Origin of the sequence: Paracoccus spongiarum (genome assembly GCF_030732095.1) — a bacterium.
Classification (GTDB): Bacteria; Pseudomonadota; Alphaproteobacteria; order Rhodobacterales; family Rhodobacteraceae; genus Paracoccus; species Paracoccus spongiarum.
Map to the genome: position 1 here is coordinate 1 of NZ_JAVAMQ010000013.1, position 17,461 is coordinate 17,461.

Annotated in this window: 19 protein-coding genes; 7 read left to right on the forward strand and 12 right to left on the reverse strand. The window is 69.7% G+C overall.

Going from position 1 to position 17,461, the window contains the following annotated elements; translation table 11 throughout:
* Positions 1-86 precede the first annotated feature (86 nt).
* A complete protein-coding gene (locus tag Q5Y72_RS13800) occupies positions 87-722 on the reverse strand; it encodes a ribonuclease T2 family protein (RefSeq protein WP_305964008.1) in 636 nt (211 codons plus the stop codon).
* Between the two features lie 186 nt (positions 723-908).
* Here Q5Y72_RS13800 and Q5Y72_RS13805 point away from each other — a divergent pair, with 186 nt between their 5' ends.
* Positions 909-1,652, forward strand: a complete 744-nt coding sequence (locus Q5Y72_RS13805; protein ID WP_305964009.1) for a DUF1013 domain-containing protein — start codon at positions 909-911, stop codon at positions 1,650-1,652.
* Positions 1,653-1,730: 78 nt separating this feature from the next.
* Here the strand turns inward: Q5Y72_RS13805 and Q5Y72_RS13810 are convergent, their stop codons facing one another.
* The 3 genes from Q5Y72_RS13810 to Q5Y72_RS13820 all read right to left on the reverse strand — a co-directional run bounded on the left by Q5Y72_RS13810 (position 1,731) and on the right by Q5Y72_RS13820 (position 4,846).
* Positions 1,731-1,985: a GlsB/YeaQ/YmgE family stress response membrane protein gene (locus Q5Y72_RS13810; protein WP_305964010.1), complete on the reverse strand. Its 255-nt coding sequence runs from the start codon at positions 1,983-1,985 to the stop codon at positions 1,731-1,733.
* A 148-nt stretch (positions 1,986-2,133) separates the two neighbouring features.
* Positions 2,134-3,606: an NAD-dependent succinate-semialdehyde dehydrogenase gene (locus Q5Y72_RS13815; protein WP_305964011.1), complete on the reverse strand. Its 1,473-nt coding sequence runs from the start codon at positions 3,604-3,606 to the stop codon at positions 2,134-2,136.
* Positions 3,607-3,838: 232 nt separating this feature from the next.
* Positions 3,839-4,846, reverse strand: coding sequence for a P1 family peptidase (locus tag Q5Y72_RS13820; protein WP_305964012.1), 1,008 nt, complete (start codon positions 4,844-4,846; stop codon positions 3,839-3,841).
* Between the two features lie 118 nt (positions 4,847-4,964).
* On the opposite strand from Q5Y72_RS13820, the gene smpB reads away from it, so the two are divergent.
* Positions 4,965-5,441 (forward strand): SsrA-binding protein SmpB, encoded by a 477-nt coding sequence (smpB, locus tag Q5Y72_RS13825; protein ID WP_305964013.1) that lies wholly within the window; start codon positions 4,965-4,967, stop codon positions 5,439-5,441.
* Here smpB and Q5Y72_RS13830 read toward each other — a convergent pair.
* Entirely contained in the window at positions 5,438-6,772 is a 1,335-nt protein-coding gene (locus Q5Y72_RS13830) for an ABC1 kinase family protein (protein WP_305964014.1), read from the reverse strand. The genes smpB and Q5Y72_RS13830 overlap by 4 nt on opposite strands.
* A 146-nt stretch (positions 6,773-6,918) precedes the next feature.
* Between Q5Y72_RS13830 and sseA the strand changes: the two genes are divergently transcribed.
* Complete coding sequence (gene sseA / locus Q5Y72_RS13835; protein WP_305964084.1) at positions 6,919-7,773, forward strand: 3-mercaptopyruvate sulfurtransferase; 855 nt, start codon at positions 6,919-6,921, stop codon at positions 7,771-7,773.
* Positions 7,774-7,775: 2 nt separating this feature from the next.
* Positions 7,776-8,957 (forward strand): amino acid aminotransferase, encoded by a 1,182-nt coding sequence (locus Q5Y72_RS13840; protein WP_305964015.1) that lies wholly within the window; start codon positions 7,776-7,778, stop codon positions 8,955-8,957.
* Positions 8,958-9,041: 84 nt separating this feature from the next.
* Here the strand turns inward: Q5Y72_RS13840 and Q5Y72_RS13845 are convergent, their stop codons facing one another.
* The 3 genes from Q5Y72_RS13845 to ubiA form a co-directional block, all read right to left on the reverse strand.
* Positions 9,042-9,371 carry a DUF4795 domain-containing protein gene (locus tag Q5Y72_RS13845; protein WP_305964016.1) on the reverse strand — a complete coding sequence of 110 codons (330 nt, stop codon included), beginning with the start codon at positions 9,369-9,371 and terminating at the stop codon, positions 9,042-9,044.
* Entirely contained in the window at positions 9,368-11,539 is a 2,172-nt protein-coding gene (locus Q5Y72_RS13850; RefSeq protein ID WP_305964017.1) for an OmpA family protein, read from the reverse strand. Before Q5Y72_RS13850 ends, Q5Y72_RS13845 begins: the two co-directional genes overlap by 4 nt.
* A 62-nt stretch (positions 11,540-11,601) precedes the next feature.
* On the reverse strand, positions 11,602-12,540 hold the full coding sequence (ubiA, locus tag Q5Y72_RS13855; RefSeq protein ID WP_305964018.1) for a 4-hydroxybenzoate octaprenyltransferase: 939 nt from the start codon (positions 12,538-12,540) through the stop codon (positions 11,602-11,604).
* A 14-nt stretch (positions 12,541-12,554) separates the two neighbouring features.
* Here ubiA and Q5Y72_RS13860 point away from each other — a divergent pair, with 14 nt between their 5' ends.
* The 3 genes from Q5Y72_RS13860 (at position 12,555) to Q5Y72_RS19920 (ending at position 14,147) form a co-directional block, all read left to right on the forward strand.
* Positions 12,555-13,301 carry a 16S rRNA (uracil(1498)-N(3))-methyltransferase gene (locus Q5Y72_RS13860; RefSeq protein ID WP_305964019.1) on the forward strand — a complete coding sequence of 249 codons (747 nt, stop codon included), beginning with the start codon at positions 12,555-12,557 and terminating at the stop codon, positions 13,299-13,301.
* 150 nt (positions 13,302-13,451) lie between these two features.
* Positions 13,452-13,637 (forward strand): DUF1127 domain-containing protein, encoded by a 186-nt coding sequence (locus Q5Y72_RS13865; RefSeq protein WP_305964020.1) that lies wholly within the window; start codon positions 13,452-13,454, stop codon positions 13,635-13,637.
* Positions 13,638-13,832: 195 nt separating this feature from the next.
* Positions 13,833-14,147: a DUF1127 domain-containing protein gene (locus Q5Y72_RS19920; RefSeq protein WP_371930831.1), complete on the forward strand. Its 315-nt coding sequence runs from the start codon at positions 13,833-13,835 to the stop codon at positions 14,145-14,147.
* Positions 14,148-14,259: 112 nt separating this feature from the next.
* On the opposite strand, the gene Q5Y72_RS13875 is transcribed toward Q5Y72_RS19920, so the two are convergent.
* The 4 genes from Q5Y72_RS13875 to Q5Y72_RS13890 form a co-directional block, all read right to left on the reverse strand.
* Positions 14,260-15,132: a 50S ribosomal protein L11 methyltransferase gene (locus tag Q5Y72_RS13875; RefSeq protein WP_305964021.1), complete on the reverse strand. Its 873-nt coding sequence runs from the start codon at positions 15,130-15,132 to the stop codon at positions 14,260-14,262.
* Positions 15,129-15,707 carry a peptide-methionine (S)-S-oxide reductase MsrA gene (gene msrA, locus Q5Y72_RS13880; RefSeq protein WP_305964022.1) on the reverse strand — a complete coding sequence of 193 codons (579 nt, stop codon included), beginning with the start codon at positions 15,705-15,707 and terminating at the stop codon, positions 15,129-15,131. The genes Q5Y72_RS13875 and msrA overlap by 4 nt, the downstream gene beginning before the upstream one ends.
* A 108-nt stretch (positions 15,708-15,815) precedes the next feature.
* On the reverse strand, positions 15,816-16,751 hold the full coding sequence (locus Q5Y72_RS13885; protein WP_305964023.1) for a tyrosine recombinase XerC: 936 nt from the start codon (positions 16,749-16,751) through the stop codon (positions 15,816-15,818).
* On the reverse strand, positions 16,748-17,449 hold the full coding sequence (locus Q5Y72_RS13890; RefSeq protein WP_305964024.1) for a DUF484 family protein: 702 nt from the start codon (positions 17,447-17,449) through the stop codon (positions 16,748-16,750). Before Q5Y72_RS13890 ends, Q5Y72_RS13885 begins: the two co-directional genes overlap by 4 nt.
* Between the last annotated feature and the right edge of the window lie 12 nt (positions 17,450-17,461).

The window sequence follows — 17,461 nt, forward strand, 5'->3', positions numbered from 1 at the left end:
CGCCCTCTAACCCCTTGAAATCAAAGCCGCAGATTTTCGCGGGGTCTCAAACCATCTGGGAGCCGTCAAGTCAGCCCCCCGCGCTCTCAGCGGACCCGCTCCATCAACACGTCGCGCGCGGCGCAATCCTGCCTTGCGTCGGGCGCGCAGTCGCGGGGCGCGAGATCGCGGGTCAGACAGATCCGCACCTCCTGCAGCGCGCCGGCGCGGCATGTCACGGTGATCGCGTCCCGCCCCAGCCCCGGATTGGCCTCGATGAAGGCATCCTCGATGACCGCGGGCGGCAGCTTCAGGTCGCGCGGAAGGTCTTCGAAGAGGTCGGGGACCGCGACCGCGGCCGCGGCGGCCCGGGTCCGCGCGTAATAGCCCGGCCCCGAAAGGCCGGTGCAGCGGCCGTGTTTCTGCCACTGGTACCAGGCCAGTCCCGCCGAGCCCATCGACTCGGCCATCGCCAGGCTGTCGCGCCGAGACGGATCGCGCTCTGCGGTGGCGCAATCCTGTGGCCAGCCCCGTTCGTATTGCGGCCAGAGGCCATGGATGACGAAATCGGTCTTGCGGCCCGCAGCGCATTGCGCGGCATCGCGCCGGTCGCCTTCAGCCCGGCACCATGCGGGTGACCAGCTGAGCGCCAGCACGTAATAGTCGAACTGTTCGGCGCGGTCCTCGGCCCAGGCGGGGCAGGGAAGCAGGGCGGCCATCAGGGCGAAGGAAAAGCGTCGCATGTCAGCCAGCCTAGCCGGGATACCGGCAGCGTCCACGGCCGATTGCGCGAATCCCCTTTTCTCGGGTCCTCAGAAACGCTATATCCGCCGCCAATTCCCCCCGAAAACGAGGAATGGCACCCGCCGAAAGCCGTTTTCCCGGCCCGAAAGGGCCATGCGCGGGGCAGAGATGCGAAGGAGACGGACATGAACAAGCCGCTGATGGCCAAGGCCACCGCCGTCTGGCTGGTGGACAACACCACGCTCAGCTTCAAGCAGATCGGTGACTTCTGCGGGCTGCACGAGCTTGAGGTGCAGGGCATTGCCGATGGCGACGTGGCTGCCGGGGTCAAGGGTTACGACCCGATCGCCTCGAACCAGCTTGACGCCGAGGAAATCCGCAAGGGCGAGGCCAGCCCGACCTATCGGCTGCGGCTGAAGCACAACCCCGCGGCCGACGGCGAGGAAAAGCGCCGCGGTCCCCGCTATACGCCGCTGTCGAAGCGGCAGGACCGGCCGGCGGCGATCCTGTGGCTGGTCAAGTTCCATCCCGAACTGGCCGATTCGCAGATCGCCAAGCTGGTCGGCACCACCAAGCCCACCATCGCCTCGATCCGTGAACGGACGCATTGGAACATCCAGAACATCCAGCCGATCGACCCGGTCGCCCTCGGCCTCTGCCGGCAGACCGAACTGGACGCCGCCGTGCAGAAGGCCGCCAAGAAGCGCGGTGCCGAGGGCGATGTGATGACCGATGACGAGCGCAGGAAGCTGGTGAGCACGGAAACGTCGCTTGCCATGAGCGACGAGCCGCGCCTGCCGACCGCCATCGCCGGGCTCGAGAATTTCTCGCTGAGCCGCGACGAGGACGAGAAGCCGCAGCGCGACCTGGACGCCGACACCTTCTTCAACCTGCCCGACAGCGGTGACGACGAAGGCGAGGACGACTGATCGCGCCAGCGGGGCTGCGAACATGAAAAGGCCGGCGCCCCGCAGGCGCCGGCCTTTCCGATTCCAGCATTGCGACCGTCAGCCCCGGCCGCGGATCAGCCTGCCCAGCCAGATCAGGATGCAGGCGCCGATCACCGCCACGACCAGCTGGCCGATCGCGCCGCCCGCCGTGCCGCCGAGAAGGGCGCGGAACAGCCAGTTGCCCAGCAGCGCGCCAAGGATGCCCAGAATGATGTTCTTCAGCAGCCCGTGGTCGCTTTTCATGATCTTCTCGGCGATCCAGCCGGCGATCGCGCCGAGGATGATCGAGAGAATCCAGCCAAAACCTTCCATGCAATGTCCTTCCTGATTGCCTGCCCGGCCGCGTCCCGTGCGCAGCCTTCACTGAAGAATGCGCCGGGGAACCGACCGTTCCCCGGCGCCGCCAGTTTTTTGCGTGCCGTCTTGTCCTGATCGCGCGCCGTGCCTGTTACTGTTGCCGTCAGATCGACAGGCAGACGTATTTCATCTCGAGGAAGTCCTCGATGCCGTGGCGGCTGCCCTCGCGGCCCAGGCCCGATTGCTTGATGCCGCCGAAGGGGGCGACCTCGGTCGAGATGATGCCGGTGTTGACGCCGACGATGCCGTATTCCAGCGCCTCCTGGACGCGGGTGATGCGGCCGATATCGCGGGCATAGAAATACGAGGCAAGGCCGAAGATCGTGGCATTCGCCTTTTCGATCACCTCGTCCTCGCTGTCGAAACGGAACAGCGGCGCCAGCGGGCCGAAGGTTTCCTCGGTGGCCACCTTCATGCTGTCGGTCACGCCGGTCACGACCGTCGGCTGGAAGAACAGCCCGCCAAGCCGTTCGCCGCCGGTCACGACATCGCCGCCGCCGTCAAGAACGTCCCGGATATGCTCCTCAACCTTTCCGACCGCGTCCTCGTTGATCAGCGGGCCGGTGGTCACCCCCTCCTCGAGGCCGTCGCCGACCCGCAGGTTGTCGACCGCGGCCGCCAGCCTGCGCGCGAACTCGTCATAGACGCCCGACTGCACGTAGATGCGGTTGGCGCAGACGCAGGTCTGGCCGTTGTTGCGGAATTTCGAGGCCATCGCACCCTCGACCGCCGCGTCAAGATCGGCGTCGTCGAAGACGATGAAGGGCGCGTTGCCGCCCAGCTCCATCGAGCATTTCATCACCTGATCGGCGGCCTGGCGCAGCAGGATGCGCCCGACTTCGGTGGAACCCGTGAAGGTCAGCTTGCGCACCAGCGGGTTTTCGCAGAACTCCTTGCCGACGTCGGAGGACCGCGACGAGGTGACGACCGAAAGGATGCCCGCGGGCAGGCCCGCGCGTTCGCCCAGAACGGCCATCGCCAGCGCCGAAAGCGGGGTTTCGGCGGCGGGTCGCGCGACGAAGCCGCAACCGACCGCCAGCGCCGGGCCGGCCTTCCGGGCGATCATCGCGTTCGGAAAGTTCCACGGCGTGATGCTGCCGACGACGCCGACGGGCTGGCGGATCACGGTCAGGCGCTTGTCGGGCTGGTGGCCCGGGATGGTCTCGCCATAGACGCGCTTGGCCTCTTCGCCGAACCATTCGATGAAGCTGGCGCCATAGGCGATCTCGCCCTTGGCCTCGGCGAAGGGCTTGCCCATCTCGGCGGTCAGGATGCGGGCCAGATCGTCCTGGTTCTCGATCATCAGATCGAACCAGCGGCGCATCACCTGCGCGCGGTCCTTTGCGGTGCGCGCCGCCCAGCCCTTCATGGCCGCAGCGGCGGCCGCGATGGCGCGGGCCACCTCGGCCCGGCCGAGATCGGCGACCTCGGCGATGACATCGCCACGCGCGGGGTTGCGCACCGCGAAGGTCGCGCCGTCATCGGCATCGACCCAGTCGCCCGCCACGAAGGCGCGGGTTTCCAGCAGCGAGGGGTCGCGCAGCAATGTCTTGAGATCGGTGGAATGTCGGGTCACGGCAGAATCTCCTGCGTCGGTTTGGTCAATATATTAAACGCGGCGCTTAGCGGAAGTCAAAGCCGCGTCGCGTCCGGCGGTCGCGGCCCGTCGCGCACCGCATCGTGAACGCGCCCCGCGCGCGGGGGCGAACCCGCGCGGGCTGCGGTGCGTTGCTCCTCATCGCCAGGTTGTCCCTCTTGGCGGTCTCTGGGGGCGGTGCGCCAGTCGTGCCGCCCTTCATTGCCCCCTGTCATTGCCCGCCGGACCGCATCCCGAGCCGGACACCCCAGCAGGGCTGAAGATCGCCAGGCGCGGCCGTGGCGGCGTGGATCCCCCGCGCGATGGCCCGCGCGAGGACGCAGGCGGCGGCGTGGCCCAGAAGAAACGGCCCCGCGACCGGATCGGCCAGAGGTCTTGCGTTCGTCGACAGCGCGAAGATCAGATCCCCGTCAAACGGTGTGTGGCTGGGCACCAGCGCCCGCGCCATCCCGTCCTGCGCCGCCGTCGCCAGCCGCAGCAGGGCGGGCTTGTCCATCCGCGCATCGGTCGCGACGATGGCGATCGTGGTGGCCTCGCCCGGCCGCTTGACCGGGGCCGGTTCGGCCGCGCCGCGAAAGTCGCGCGGCAGGCCGAGGCCGCCGAATTCGCCCGACAGTTCCCACGGTGCGGCCCAGAAATGCGGGCCATCGCCCACCGTGGCCTGGCCAAGCGCGTTCACCACCACCAAGGCGCCGATCGTCGTGCCATCCTCCAGCACCGCCGAGGCCGAGCCCAGGCCGCCCTTGTCCCGCGCCGTCGTCGCACCGGTGCCCGCGCCCAGGCTGCCGATGGCGAAATCGGGCGATGCGGCGGACAGCGCCGCGCGGCCCAGCACCGGGTAGGGGTTGTCGGTCCAGCCCTTGTCGCCGCCGTTCAGCAGGTCGAAAATGATCGCCCCCGGCACGATCGGCACCCGCGCCGCCCCCACCGCGAAGCCGCGTCCCGCCGCGCGCAGCCCGGCCATCACGCCGTCGCAGGCCGCGAGGCCGAAGGCCGAACCGCCCGAAAGCACCAGCGCGTCGACCTGTCCGACCAGCTTGTCGGGGGCCAGCAGATCCGTGTCGCGGCTGCCGGGCGCGCCGCCCATGACATGCACCGATGCCGCGAAGGGCCTCGCGGCGGTCAGCACCGTGGTGCCCGACCGCAGGGCGGCGTCCGAGGCGTTGCCGACCGCGAGGCCCGCGACATCGGTGATCAGGTTCCTGGGGCCGGGTCGCATCGGGCGCTCCTTCTGGCGGCGCGGGGGCTGCACCCATGAAGCCCGGCAAAGCGGCCCCGCCGCAAGCCCCCTCGCGCGACCTTTACAGCCGCGCCGCACGTGCCTATCTAACGCCGTCATGGCCAAGGGACCCGAAAATCCGAACTACAAGGTGATCGCCGAGAACCGCCGGGCGCGTTTCGACTATTTCATCGAAAGCGATCTCGAGGCGGGCATCGTCCTGACCGGGTCCGAGGTGAAGTCGCTGCGCACCGGCCAGTCGAACATCGCCGAAAGCTATGCCAGCATCGAGGACGGCGAATTGTGGCTGATCAACGGCCATATCGCGGCGCTCGGCAATGCCGGCGTCTTCGGCCACGAGGAACGGCGCCGGCGAAAGCTGCTGGTCAACCGGCGCGAACTGGCCCGGATGTGGCAGGCCGTGGGCCGCGAGGGCATGACGCTGGTGCCGCTTGTGATGTATTTCAACCATCGCGGGATCGTGAAGCTGAAGATCGGCATCGCCAAGGGCAAGAAGGTCGCCGACAAGCGCGAAACCAGCGCCAAGCGCGACTGGAACCGCCAGAAACAGCGGCTGTTGAAGCAGAACGTCTAGGCGGCATGGGGCGCGACCAGTGGCGCCAGCGCCACCCGCGCCCTCAGCCGCGCACCCAGCAGGAACAGCCCCGCCACCTTGCGCTGCACGAAGATCAGGTCGATCGGCGGCAGATGCACCCCGTCACGGTCGCGCGCATGGACCAGGGTCATGTCGCGAAGCTGTGCGGGCAGGTTCGAAGCCGCGAAATCGAACGGCTCGGCCGTGCGGAAGGGTGCGAAAGCCAGCCGCATCATGTCCAGCAGACGGTCGCGGTCGGCCGCGCTCATCGCGGGGTCCAGATAGCCCGCAGCCCCGGCCGCCTCCGCAAGGTCCGGCCCGCCGCCCAGGCCCTGCCCTTCTGCCAGGCCCGCGCCCAGCAGGGCGCGCAGGCGGCCGACCAGCGCGCCCGGCACCTCGCGCACCGCGCCGAAATCCAGCAGCACGATGCGCCCGTTGGCGCCGTTCCAGCGGAAATTCGCGAAGTTCGGGTCGCTTTGCAGCAGGCCGAACGCGAAGATCTCGCGCAGCGTCAGGGCAATCAGCCGTTCCGCCAGCCTGTCCCGCAGCGCCTGTGGCGCGCCGGCCAGTGTCTCGACCGGCTCGCCGGCCATGAAATCCATCGCCAGTACGCCCGGCGCACACAGATCGGCGGCCGGGCGCGGCACCGCAAAGCCGTCATCTCCGGCCAGCAGATCGGCAAACCTGCTCATCGCCCGCGCTTCCTGCGCGTAATCGGCCTCGGCGCGCAGCTGCCCGCGCGCCTCATCGATCAGCGGCGCCAGATCGAAGCCGCGCGGCAGCAGCCCCGACATGCGGATCAGCGCCGCGACATTGGCAAGGTCGCTGTCGATGCTGGCGGCGATGCCGGGATATTGCAGCTTGATGGCCAGATCCCGGCCGTCGAGGGCGGTGGCGCGATGCACCTGCCCGATCGATGCGGCGGCGACGGGCCGGGTCTGGAACCGCCTGAAACGATGGACGAAATCGGCACCATAGGCGGCGGCCAGCACCTGTTTCAGTTGCCCGGGCGGCATATGCGATGCCTGGTCGCGCAGCCGCGCCATGACCTGCGCCAGATCCGGGGGCAGCAGATCGCCCGCCTCCATGGACATCAGCTGGCCCAGCTTCATCGCGGCGCCGCGCATCTGCGACAGCTGCCGGGTCAGCCGCGCCGCATTCGCCGGGGTCAGCAGCAGATCGCGCGCCGAGGGCCTGCGCCCCTGCGCCAGCATCCCGGCGCCGCCGATCGCGGCCCGGCCGGCGATGCCCGCCGCCATGCCGCCCAGCCGGGCGATGCGGGCGATGCGCCCGACCGGCACCGGATGCGCGTCGCGTTCGTCCTCGGTCACGGCGTCCTTCCTGTTGCGGGGCTGTCCCTCCGGGAGGAACGCGGGCGGGTCGCGGCCGGTTCACCGGACCTGCCCATTGCAGCCTCGCGGGGGCGCGGGTAAACGGGGACGGACGCAGGGGACGGCAAAAAGGGGGCATGGCAGCGATGCAGGACGATCCGAGAAGCCTGGTTTCGACGGCGTGGCTGGCCGATCACCTCGCCGATCCCGACCTGCGGATCATCGATGCAAGCTGGCACATGCCCGCCAGTGGCCGCGACGCCCGCGCCGAATACGAGGCCGCGCACATTCCCGGCGCGCGGTTCTTCGACATCGAGGCCATCTCGGACAGCCGCAGCAGCCTGCCGCACATGGCCCCCCCGGTCGAGCTTTTCATCAGCCGGATGCGGGCGATGGGCATCGGCGACGGCCATCAGGTCGTGGTCTACGACAATTCCGACGTGCGGAGCGCGGCGCGGGTCTGGTGGACGTTCCGGCTGATGGGCAAGCCCGATGTCGCGGTGCTGGATGGCGGATTTGGCAAATGGCAGGCCGAGGGGCGCCCGGTCGAGGACATGGAGCCGATCCTGCGTGACCGCCACATCACCGTGCAGCGCCAGGCCGGGCTGGTCCGTGACGTGACGCAGGTCGCCTCGGCCTCGAAGCTGGGCGATCACGAGATCATCGACGCCCGCGCCGCCGACCGCTTCCGCGGCGAGGTCGACGAGCCGCGCCCGGGCCTGCGCGCCGGCCATATCCCCGGTGCGCGCAACCTGCCCTTCGGGCGGCTTCTCAACGCCGACGGCACCATGAAGCCCCCCGAGGCCATCCGCGCCGAGTTCGAGGCCGCCGGGGTCGATCTGTCAAAGCCCGCGATCACCACCTGCGGCAGCGGCGTGACCGCAGCGATCCTCAGCCTCGCTCTGGAACGGATCGGCCATCGCAACCACTCGCTCTATGACGGAAGCTGGGCCGAATGGGGCAGCTTTCCCGACCTGAACATCGCAACCGGAGACGCCTGAGAATGCTGTCCAACCTGACGCCGCAAGCCCCCGACAAGATCCTGATGCTGATCGAGGAGTTCAAGGCCGACACCCGCCAGGGCAAGATCGACCTCGGCGTCGGCGTCTACAAGGACCCGCAGGGCGTGACCCCGGTGATGCGCGCCGTCAAGGCGGCCGAGCAGCGGATCTGGGAAGCCCAGACCACCAAGGCCTATACCGGCCTCGCGGGCGAGCCCGAATACCGCGCCGCCATGGCCCGCATGGTGCTGGCGGATGTGCCGGGCGACCGGCTGGCCTCGGTCGCCTCGGTGGGGGGCACCGGCGCGATCCGGCAGGCGCTTGAACTGGCGCGCATGGCCAACCCGGGCCTGACGGTGCATGTCTCGGACCCGACCTGGCCCAATCACCTGTCGATCATGAAGTTCATGGGCCTGCCCTTCCTTGAATATCGCTATTTCGACAATGCGACCCGCGGCGTCGATTTCGAGGGGATGAAGGCCGACATCGCGCGCGCCGGCAAGGGCGACGTCGTGCTCCTGCACGGCTGCTGCCACAACCCGACCGGCGCCAACCTCACGCCCGGGCAGTGGCAAGAGATCGTCGCCATGCTCGACAAATCGGGCGCGGTGCCGCTGATCGACCTTGCCTATCAGGGCTTTGGCGACGGGCTGGATGCCGATGCCGAGGCCACGCGTCTTGTGGCGCGCAGCCTGCCCGAGGTGCTGATCGCGGCGTCCTGCTCGAAGAATTTCGGCATCTACCGCGAACGCACCGGCATCCTGATGGCGCTGGCCGGGACGACGGCGGCCCGCGACCTGTCGCAGGGCGCGATGGCCTATCTCAACCGGCAGAACTTCTCCTTCCCGCCCGACCACGGCGCCCGGATCGTCAGTACCATCCTGACCGACGATGCGCTCCGGGCCGACTGGCAGGCCGAACTCGAGGATGTCCGCAACACCATGCTGGGCCTGCGCGACCAGCTTGCGGCCGAACTGCGCAGCTTGTCGGGCAGCGACCGCTTCGACTTCATCGCCCATCACCGCGGCATGTTCTCGCGGCTCGGCGCGACGCCCGAACAGGTTCAGGCGCTGAAATCCGACGCGGCCATCTACATGGTCGGCGACTCCCGCCTGAACATCGCGGGCCTCAACCGCGACACGGTCCCGGTCCTCGCCCGCGCGATCATCGACGCGGGCATCTGAGGGCATCTTCTGTGCGCAAATATCCTGCGGGGGGAATCTCCGCAGGAGATGGGGGGCGCAAGGCCCCCCGCCTCCGCCCGGCGATCAGCGCCGGGCCAGCTTGCGCTCGATATAGTCGCGCAGTTCCTCGACCTCGACCCGGCTTTCCTGCAGCCCCTCCATCGCCGCCTGCAACTCGGCCTCGGCGCCCGCAAGGCGGCTGGCCAGATCGGCTTCGCGCTCCTCCAGCTGGCTGATGGCTGCATCGCGTGCCTCCTCGGCGTCGTGCAGCTGCTGGGCCATGTGGTCAAGTTCGGTCATCCCGGCGCGGGTCGGGCGGGTCAGGCGATGCACGACCCAGCTTGCGAACCAGCCAAGCGCGAAGGCGGCGAACAGGATGATCGCGGTGACGGTGATGAATTCGGTGCGGTTCATTCGCTGCCGGTCGCGCCTTCTGCCTGGGCCGCGGCTTCCGCGTCACCGGGGCGGGGACTGGGGCGCGGGGTATTCTCGTCCGGGGTCTGCACCGGCAGCCTAATCTTTTCCTCGCGCTCGTCCAGCGTCTCGAAGACCTCGCTGACGCCCACCGTCGCGGGCGCCATCGCCGGCCCGGCCAGCGGCACCGGCATCGGCGGGCCCTCTGGCCCCTCCACCCCGCCCGCCGCCGCCCCGCCTTCGGCACCGTGCCCGGCCCCGGCTTCGGGCGCGCGCGGCGCCGGACCCTCGGGCTCGGACGTGGTGGTCCCGCTCAGCGTCACCGGCGCCGCCAGCGGGGTGTTGCGGACCGGGCGTTCGGACAGCAGGCGAAACTCGATGCGGCGGTTCTCCTCGCGGCCTGCCTCGGTATCGTTTGCGGCGATCGGCTGGCTTTCGCCATAGCCGCGCGCGGAGGTGTTCGCGGTGTCGATGCCCGCCTCGGTCATCGCGGCGACCAGCGCCTGCGCGCGGGCGCGCGACAGGTCGGCGTTGAAGCCCTCGGACCCCTGCGAATCGGTGTGGCCACCGGCCTCAAGCTGGAACTCCGCGCATTCGGCCATCACCTCGGCCATCCGCGCCAGGGTCGGCCCGGGATCGCCGGCGATGGTCGACTTGCTCGGCTCGAAGCCGATCTCGGATTCCGACAGGATGATGTTCAACTGCCGCACGCACTCCTCGCCGTCGGGCAGGTCCAGCGCCGGGTCCAGTCGCCGGTCATAACGCAGCGACAGGTCATAGCGCGCGCCGGGCCCCAGCCGTTCGGCCAGCGTCGCGGCGATCCGCTCGGTCGCGTCGGGATCGCCCGACAGCCCGCTGAGGCGGATCAGGTCGGGCGTCACCTCGGCAGTGCCGCTGGCCAGCCCGTCCATCGCCTCCAGCGCGGCGATGACGCGCACGGTCCAGCCGCCCGGCACCTCGCTGTCGCTGCGCAGCGCGCCCTGGACCTGGCGGAAGCGTGACCGGGCAAAGCTGTCCACCGCCTGCCGCATCCGCGCGTCGGTGATGCGGCCGCGCATGCTCAGGGCGCGGTCGCCGGCCAGCGAGGCCACGAATTCGGGGCGGCCCTGATCGGCCTCTTCGGGGCGATCCTTGCGCGCCTGCAGCGAAAAGACGCGCGGCAGGCGCGATTCCAGCCGGCCGGCCACCTCGTCGAACTGCGCCTGATCGACCTCGGCAGGCGCGCTCAGCGCGATGTCGGCGTCCGACAGCGTGACCGTTCCCGCGCCCAGTTCCGCAACCGCCTCGATCGACGCCACCGCCGCATCGGCCCATTCCGCCGCCGGCGCCCCCAGCCCCAGCGTGCAGCCCGGCTTGCCGGTCGCGCCGGCCCTGACAGCGGCGTCCAGGATGCGCGTGCGACCCGCGTCGTTGTCGGCGGCGCAGGCGTCGAAGCGCGCGCCCTCGGCGTCGATCAGGAAGCGCAGGGTGAAGGGCGCAATCACCGGGCGCGGCGCCGAGATGTCGGTCTTCAGCGTCACCTCGGCCGGGCGCATCCGCTTCAGGTCGGTTTCCAGCCGGCCCTTTTCCGCGCGGCTGTCCGCGATGGCCGTGACATGCACCCGCCCCGGCGCGATCGAGATCTTGGCGCGGCCGGCCTGCTGCGCCGCCACGAGGCCAAAACGCATCGCCGCGTCCCAGCCCTCGGGCACCGCGTAATCGGCGGCTTCCAGCATGTCGGTGATCTTCGGGGCGGCCGTCTCGCTTTTCAGCACCCGCACAAGATCGGCGCGGTCGGTGGTCGCGGGCACCAGCCCGATCAGCGAGATGCCGTCGCCATCCCGCAGCAGTTCGATCTTGAAATCGGGCGGCCGCAGCGCCTCGGCCGAGGCGACCGTCATCTCGTCCACGATCCGCGACGCATCGACCGCGCTGGCCGCCTGGGTCATCGCGCGGAACCGCTGGACCTCGTTCGGGGCGGTGCCGCGCAGATACACGCGCAGCCCGTCGGTCTCGACCTCGGCCCAGTCCTGCCCGCCGGTCGCCAGCGCCAGCGACACATCCTCGCGCGAGCGCTGTTCGATGAAGCTGGCGGCCGAGTCGGCCCCCCACCAGCACAGCCCCGCCGCCCCCGAAAGAACGATCAGGCTGGCCAGGGCGGTCGAAAAGCGCCTGCGGGACTGTGCCATGAGCGGGAACCGTGATCTGTGGCAGCTCGCGCAGGTCTAGCCGCGGCGCACCGGTCGTGCAATCACGCCAGCCCGGCGATGGCAAGAAACAGCGCGAGGATCAGCCCGGCATCGCGGTTCGACCGGAATAGCCGCAGGCAGACATCTCCTTGATCCGGCTTGAATTTCCTAAGCTGCCATGCCAGATGCGCGGCGAAGCCTGCAAGGCCCGCGGCGGCAATCAAGAGATTGCGACCGGGAAGTGATGTCGCGATCGCCAGCAGCAGCACCGCCAGCACCGCAAAGCCCGCCAGGATTCGCGGGCTGTGGGCGCCGAACAGCCGCGCCGTCGACTTGACGCCGATCAGCGCGTCGTCCTCGACATCCTGATGGGCGTAGATGGTGTCGTAGAAGATCGTCCAGGCGATGCCGCCCAGCCAGGCCACCACCGGCGCCGCATCGACCCGGCCCATATGCGCCGCATAGGCCAGCATCACGCCCCAGTTGAAGGCCAGCCCCAGGAAGATCTGCGGCCACCAGGTGAACCGCTTGGCAAAGGGATAGATCGCCACCAGCACCAGCGACAGCACGCCCATCCAGATCGCCGCGCGCCCCAGGGTCAGCAGGATCACGAAGCCCGCAAGCCCCTGCGCCACCAGCCACAGATAGGCGCCGCGCAGGCTGACCTGCCCCGAGGGCAGAGGCCGCGACCGGGTCCGCGCCACCTGCGCGTCGATGCGGCGGTCGGTGATGTCGTTCCAGGTGCAGCCCGCACCCCGCATCACCAGCGCCCCGATGGCACAGGCCAGCACGATCCACAGATCACGCAGGCGCGGTTCATCCGCCATCATCGCAAGCCCCACCCCCCACCAGCAGGGCAGCAGCAGAAGCCATGTGCCGATCGGCCGGTCGGCCCGCGACAACCGCAGCCAGGGCCGCCAGGCGGCCGGCGCATGGCGGTCGACCCAGTTGTTCCTTGGTGCGTCGATGACGGCGTCTGGCCTTTCGGTGCGGCTTTGCATAGCGTCGGCCCATAATGGCGAAGATCAGGCTGTTCATAGATCACCCGCTGGCCGAGGGACAACCCGTCCCGCTGGAGGCCGGGCAGGCGCATTACCTGTCGGGAGTGATGCGCCAGCGGGCGGGCGACCGGCTGTCGGTGTTCAATGGCCGCGATGGCGAGTGGTCGGCCGAGATCGTCGATCTGGGCAGGCGGGGCGGCACGGTCCTGCCGCTGGCGCAGACCGGGGCGCAGCGCGATCCGCCCGACCTGTGGCTGCTGTTCGCCCCGATCAAGAAGGCCCGCACCGATTTCATCGTCGAGAAGGCGGCCGAGATGGGGGCCGCGCGGATCCTGCCGGTGCAGACTGACTTCACCAATGCCGAACGGGTACGCCAGGACCGCCTTCAGGCCCATGCCGTCGAGGCTGCCGAACAATGCGGCGGCACCTTCGTGCCCGAGGTTGCCGAACTGGTCCCGCTGTCGCGCCTGCTGGAGGGCTGGGATGGCGGTCGGCGGATCCTCTGGGCCGACGAGGCGCGGGCCGGCCCCGCCGAGACGCTGGCCGGGCTGCCGCGTGGGCCCTGGGCCATCCTGATCGGACCGGAGGGCGGCTTTTCCCCGGCCGAACGCAGCCGGCTGGGCGGCACGCCGGCGGTGGTGCCGATCAGCCTTGGCCCGCGCATCCTGCGTGCGGACACGGCGGCGGTGGCTGCGATGGCGCTGTGGCAGGCGGCTTGCGGCGACTGGGGCGCGGCCGCAACATCCGTGCAAACCCGTTAGCGATAAATCACGCCGTCGTCATGGCTTATGACCTTGCTGCAATGCGGCATTGACGATTTTGCGGGATGTCGCCGGCCCTGCGCGCCCCTATCTTCGGGTCATGGAACCGGCACGGATGGTCCGAGCCGCCCATGACAGGAGAAGACAGAGATGACCACGATCGCGATTTCCCAGGGCCACGGCTTTGCCGATTTCCTCGCCGATCTGCGCAGCGCCCTTGCCGGCTGGAAAGCCCGCCGCGTGACCCGCGCCGCCCTGAACCGGCTGTCCGAGCGCGACCTTGAAGACATCGGCATGAACCGCGCCGACATCGACACGGTTGTCGCAGGCATCTGAGATGCCCCGCAGCGACACCACGCCACCCGATCAAACCCCCATGCGCCACGGCGATGGGGGTTTTTTCGTCCCCCTGGCAGCGACCGGCGCCTGAGCCGCGCCAAGCCCGGCCTCGCGCGCCCGGCCCGGTGCGCGCCACACCCGCGCCACCCCAGGCGCCAGGCAGACCCGGTTCCCCGCAGTCCCCACGGGCATATGCACATCGTGCATGTCGGCCTTGCGGCAAACGCGATGGTTTTCTGCACCTGCACAATCTACATCACGACTCGTTGGAAACCTGCCCGAAGCACGGGCAAACTTGAAACGGGTGATATGATGTCGGAGATCGAAACGAACCGCAGCCTTGCTGTCGGCGGTCTTGGCAGCGTCGTCGCAAGCCTCTTTTCGCTGGTCGGATCGTGGCGGGACGTCCGCTCGACCAAGCGCGAACTGAGCCGCCTGTCGGACCGCGAACTGGACGATATCGGACTGTGCCGCGGCGACATCCAGCGGGTTGCACGCAGCTTCTGATCAGCAAGCACCGGACGAACGAACCCCCATGCGGTTGCAGCGGGGGTTTTTTCATGGCCGCACGGTGGCGTCGGCGGGAACGCGGCGCGGCCTGGCGCTGCGGGTCAGGGCGTCAGGCGGGGCGCGACATCGTGAGGGTGGACCATTCGCCCAGATCGTCGCGGCGGCCCGGATCGAAGCCGCTGGCGGCATAGGCCGCCAGCACCTCGGCGGCCTGAGCGGTCAGGATGCCCGACAGGATGATCTGCCCGCCTGGCGCCACGTGACGCGCCATCAGCGGCGCAAGGTCGATCAGCGGCTGCTTGAGGATATTGGCCAGCACCAGATCGAAGGGTGCCGCATCGCGCAGCAGGGGATGGTCGAAGCCCGCGGCCTCGATGCAGACCACCCGCCCGTCAAGCCCGTTGGCGATGACATTGGCGGCGGCGGTATCCACCGCCACGCGGTCGATGTCGCTGGCCAGCACGGTGATCGGCCAGACCCGCGCCGCGGCCATCGCCAGCACCGCCGTGCCGCAGCCGATATCGGCGACCCGGCGTGGCGCAAACCCGGCACCTGCCAGCCTGTCCAGCGCCTCGAGGCAGCCCTTGGTGGTGTCGTGATGGCCGGTGCCGAAGGCCATCGCGGCCTCGATGCACAACGCCTCGACCCCCTCGGGCACCTTGTCCAGATCGTGGCTGCCATGCACGAAGAACCGCCCCGCCTCGACCGGGGTCAGTTCGCGGCGGACATGGGCGACCCAGTCCACATCCGGCAGCTCCGAGATGGCGAAGGGGTTGGCGCCATGCGCGGCGGCCAGCAGCGCCAGCGCCACCGCGTCGGGGGGCTCGGTGAAATAGGCGCCGACCTCCCACCGTCCCGAGCCGTCCTCGATCTCGAAGATGCCGGTGCCGACCGGCTCGGGCTCCAGCCCCTCGCAGGCCTCGGCAAGATCCTCGGCGGCATCGCGGCCGCGAAGATGGGTCAGCGCGGAATAGGTGGTCATGCAGTCGCATCCGGGTTGGGCACCGACGCCTCTACCCCGGTGCCCCGCAGCGCGCAATAACCGGCCGGATTCTTGTGCAGGTATTGCTGGTGCGCCTCATGGGCGGGCCAGAAGCGCGCGCCCTCGACGATCTCGGTGGTGATGGCGCCGTAGCCCGCCACCGCCAGCCGGTTGTCGTAGTCGATGCGCGAGGCCTCGGCCGCCGACAGCTGGCTGTCGTTCATCGCGACGATCAGGCTGCGATATTGCGAGCCGACATCGTTGCCCTGCCGGTTGCCCTGCGTCGGATCGTGGTTTTCCCAGAACATCTGCAGCAGGTGGTCATAGCTGACCAGCGAGCTGTCGAACACCACCCGGACCACCTCGGCGTGGCCCGTGCGTCCCGAACAGACCTGCTCGTAGGTCGGGTTTTCGGTCGCGCCGCCGGCAAAGCCCACCTCGGTCAGCCAGACGCCATGCTGTTTCCAGAACAGCCGCTCGACGCCCCAATAGCAGCCCATGCCGAAGATCGCCTGGTCCAGCCCTTGCGGCACCTGGGAGTCCAGCGGGCGGTTGAAGATCGCATGCGTGGTCATCGTTCCATCCTCATTTGGCCTCGCGGACAACGCATCAGGGCGCCGCGCGGTTCGCGGCCCGCATCATCGGCCAGCCGCCGCGCCGCCGCAAGCCCGCGAGCGGCAGCCTCATCCGCGCGGATGGGCGGCGCGATAGACGGCCATCAGATGCGCGTCGTCGACCCCGGTATAGACCTGCGTGGTCGACAGGCTGGCATGGCCCAGCAGTTCCTGGATGGTGCGCAGATCGCCGCCCGCGGCCAGAAGATGGGTGGCGAAGGAATGGCGCAGCGCATGTGGCGTGGCGGTCTGCGGCAGCCCCAGCGCGGCCCGCGCGCGACGCAGCGCCGCGGCCACCGCGCCCGCATCCAGACGGCCGCCGCGCACGCCCCTGAACAGCGGCTGATCGACGGCCAGCCGCCACGGGCATTGCGCCAGATAGGTGGCCACCGCGTCGCGCGCCACGGCCAGCACCGGCACCTGCCGCTGCCGGCCGCCCTTGCCGGTGATCGTCAGCGCCTCGCGGAACGGCCAGTCGGCGCCGTCCAGCGCAAGCGCCTCCGAGATGCGCAGCCCGCAGCCCCACAGCAGCGTCATCACCGCCACGTCGCGCGCGGCGACCCAGGGCGTGTCATGGCCCGACGCCACCATGTCCAGCGCGTCCCGGGCCTGATCCGGACTCAGCGGGCGGGGCAGGGATCTTGCGTATTTCGGGCTGCGCGCCGACAGGGCGGCCGACAGGTCGTAACCCTCGCGATCCGACAGCCAGCGCAGGAAGCTGCGCACCGCCGATTGCCGCCGGGCCAGCGACCGGGCGCCAAAGCCGCGCGCCCGCTCGGCCGCGGCAAAGGCGCGCATGTCGGTCTGCCGCAACCCGGCCAGCGAGGCCGGGGTGGCGGGCCGGCCGTGATGGCCGCCCAGAAAGCCCAGAAAAGCCAGCAGGTCGGCGCGATAGGCGGTGATGGTATGGGCCGATCGGTCGCGGGTCGCGGCCTCGACTTCCAGCCAGCGGGCCAGCGCATCCGCCGTGGCGGGCGCCAGCGCCAGCGGGCCGGGCGCGGTCACGGTCGCAGCCGGGCCATCAGCACCAGCCGGAACACCTGCCCGAAGAAGCGCAGCAGGTCGGTGCCATGCGTTGGCATGAACCTCTGGGCATCGGCGCTGCCCATCAGCAGCAGCGCACGCGGCCGCTTGGCGCCCAGGTCCAGCGGCAGCAGCGCCTCGGAGGCGACCGATCGTCCGTGGATCGGCAGGGTGATCGGCGAGGCGGGTCGCAGCACGATGTCGTCGCCGCGCAGCGCCCGGCGACCGGCGGTGACGATCCGCCCGACCGCGCCTTCGGGGGCAATCACCACGTCCTCGGGCAGGTTCGGCAGGACCGGATCGGCCTCGATCACCAGCCGCAGCGTCTCGATACGCAGCAGCGGCGCGATATCGGCCTGAAGGCTGTCGATGAAATCCTCAAGGTCCAGCGCCTCCAGCAGGCCGATCACCGCCCGGTGCACCACCGCCGTGCCGGACTGGTTGTCATAGGCGGCGGCGATGACGCTTTCATGCTGGCTCTCCAGCCGGTCGAGCCGGGTTTCCAGCGCCTCCATCGCGCGGCCGCGAATGTCGATGACATTGTCGCCGATCTCGGCCTCGCGGGCCGACACCAGCGCCCGCATCAGGTCGCGGTCGGCCAGGATGGCGCCGGGATCGGCCAGCAGCTTGTCACGGATCGCGGGATCAAGCCCCGCCTGCTGGTCCACATCCACCGTCATGCCTGTTCCTTC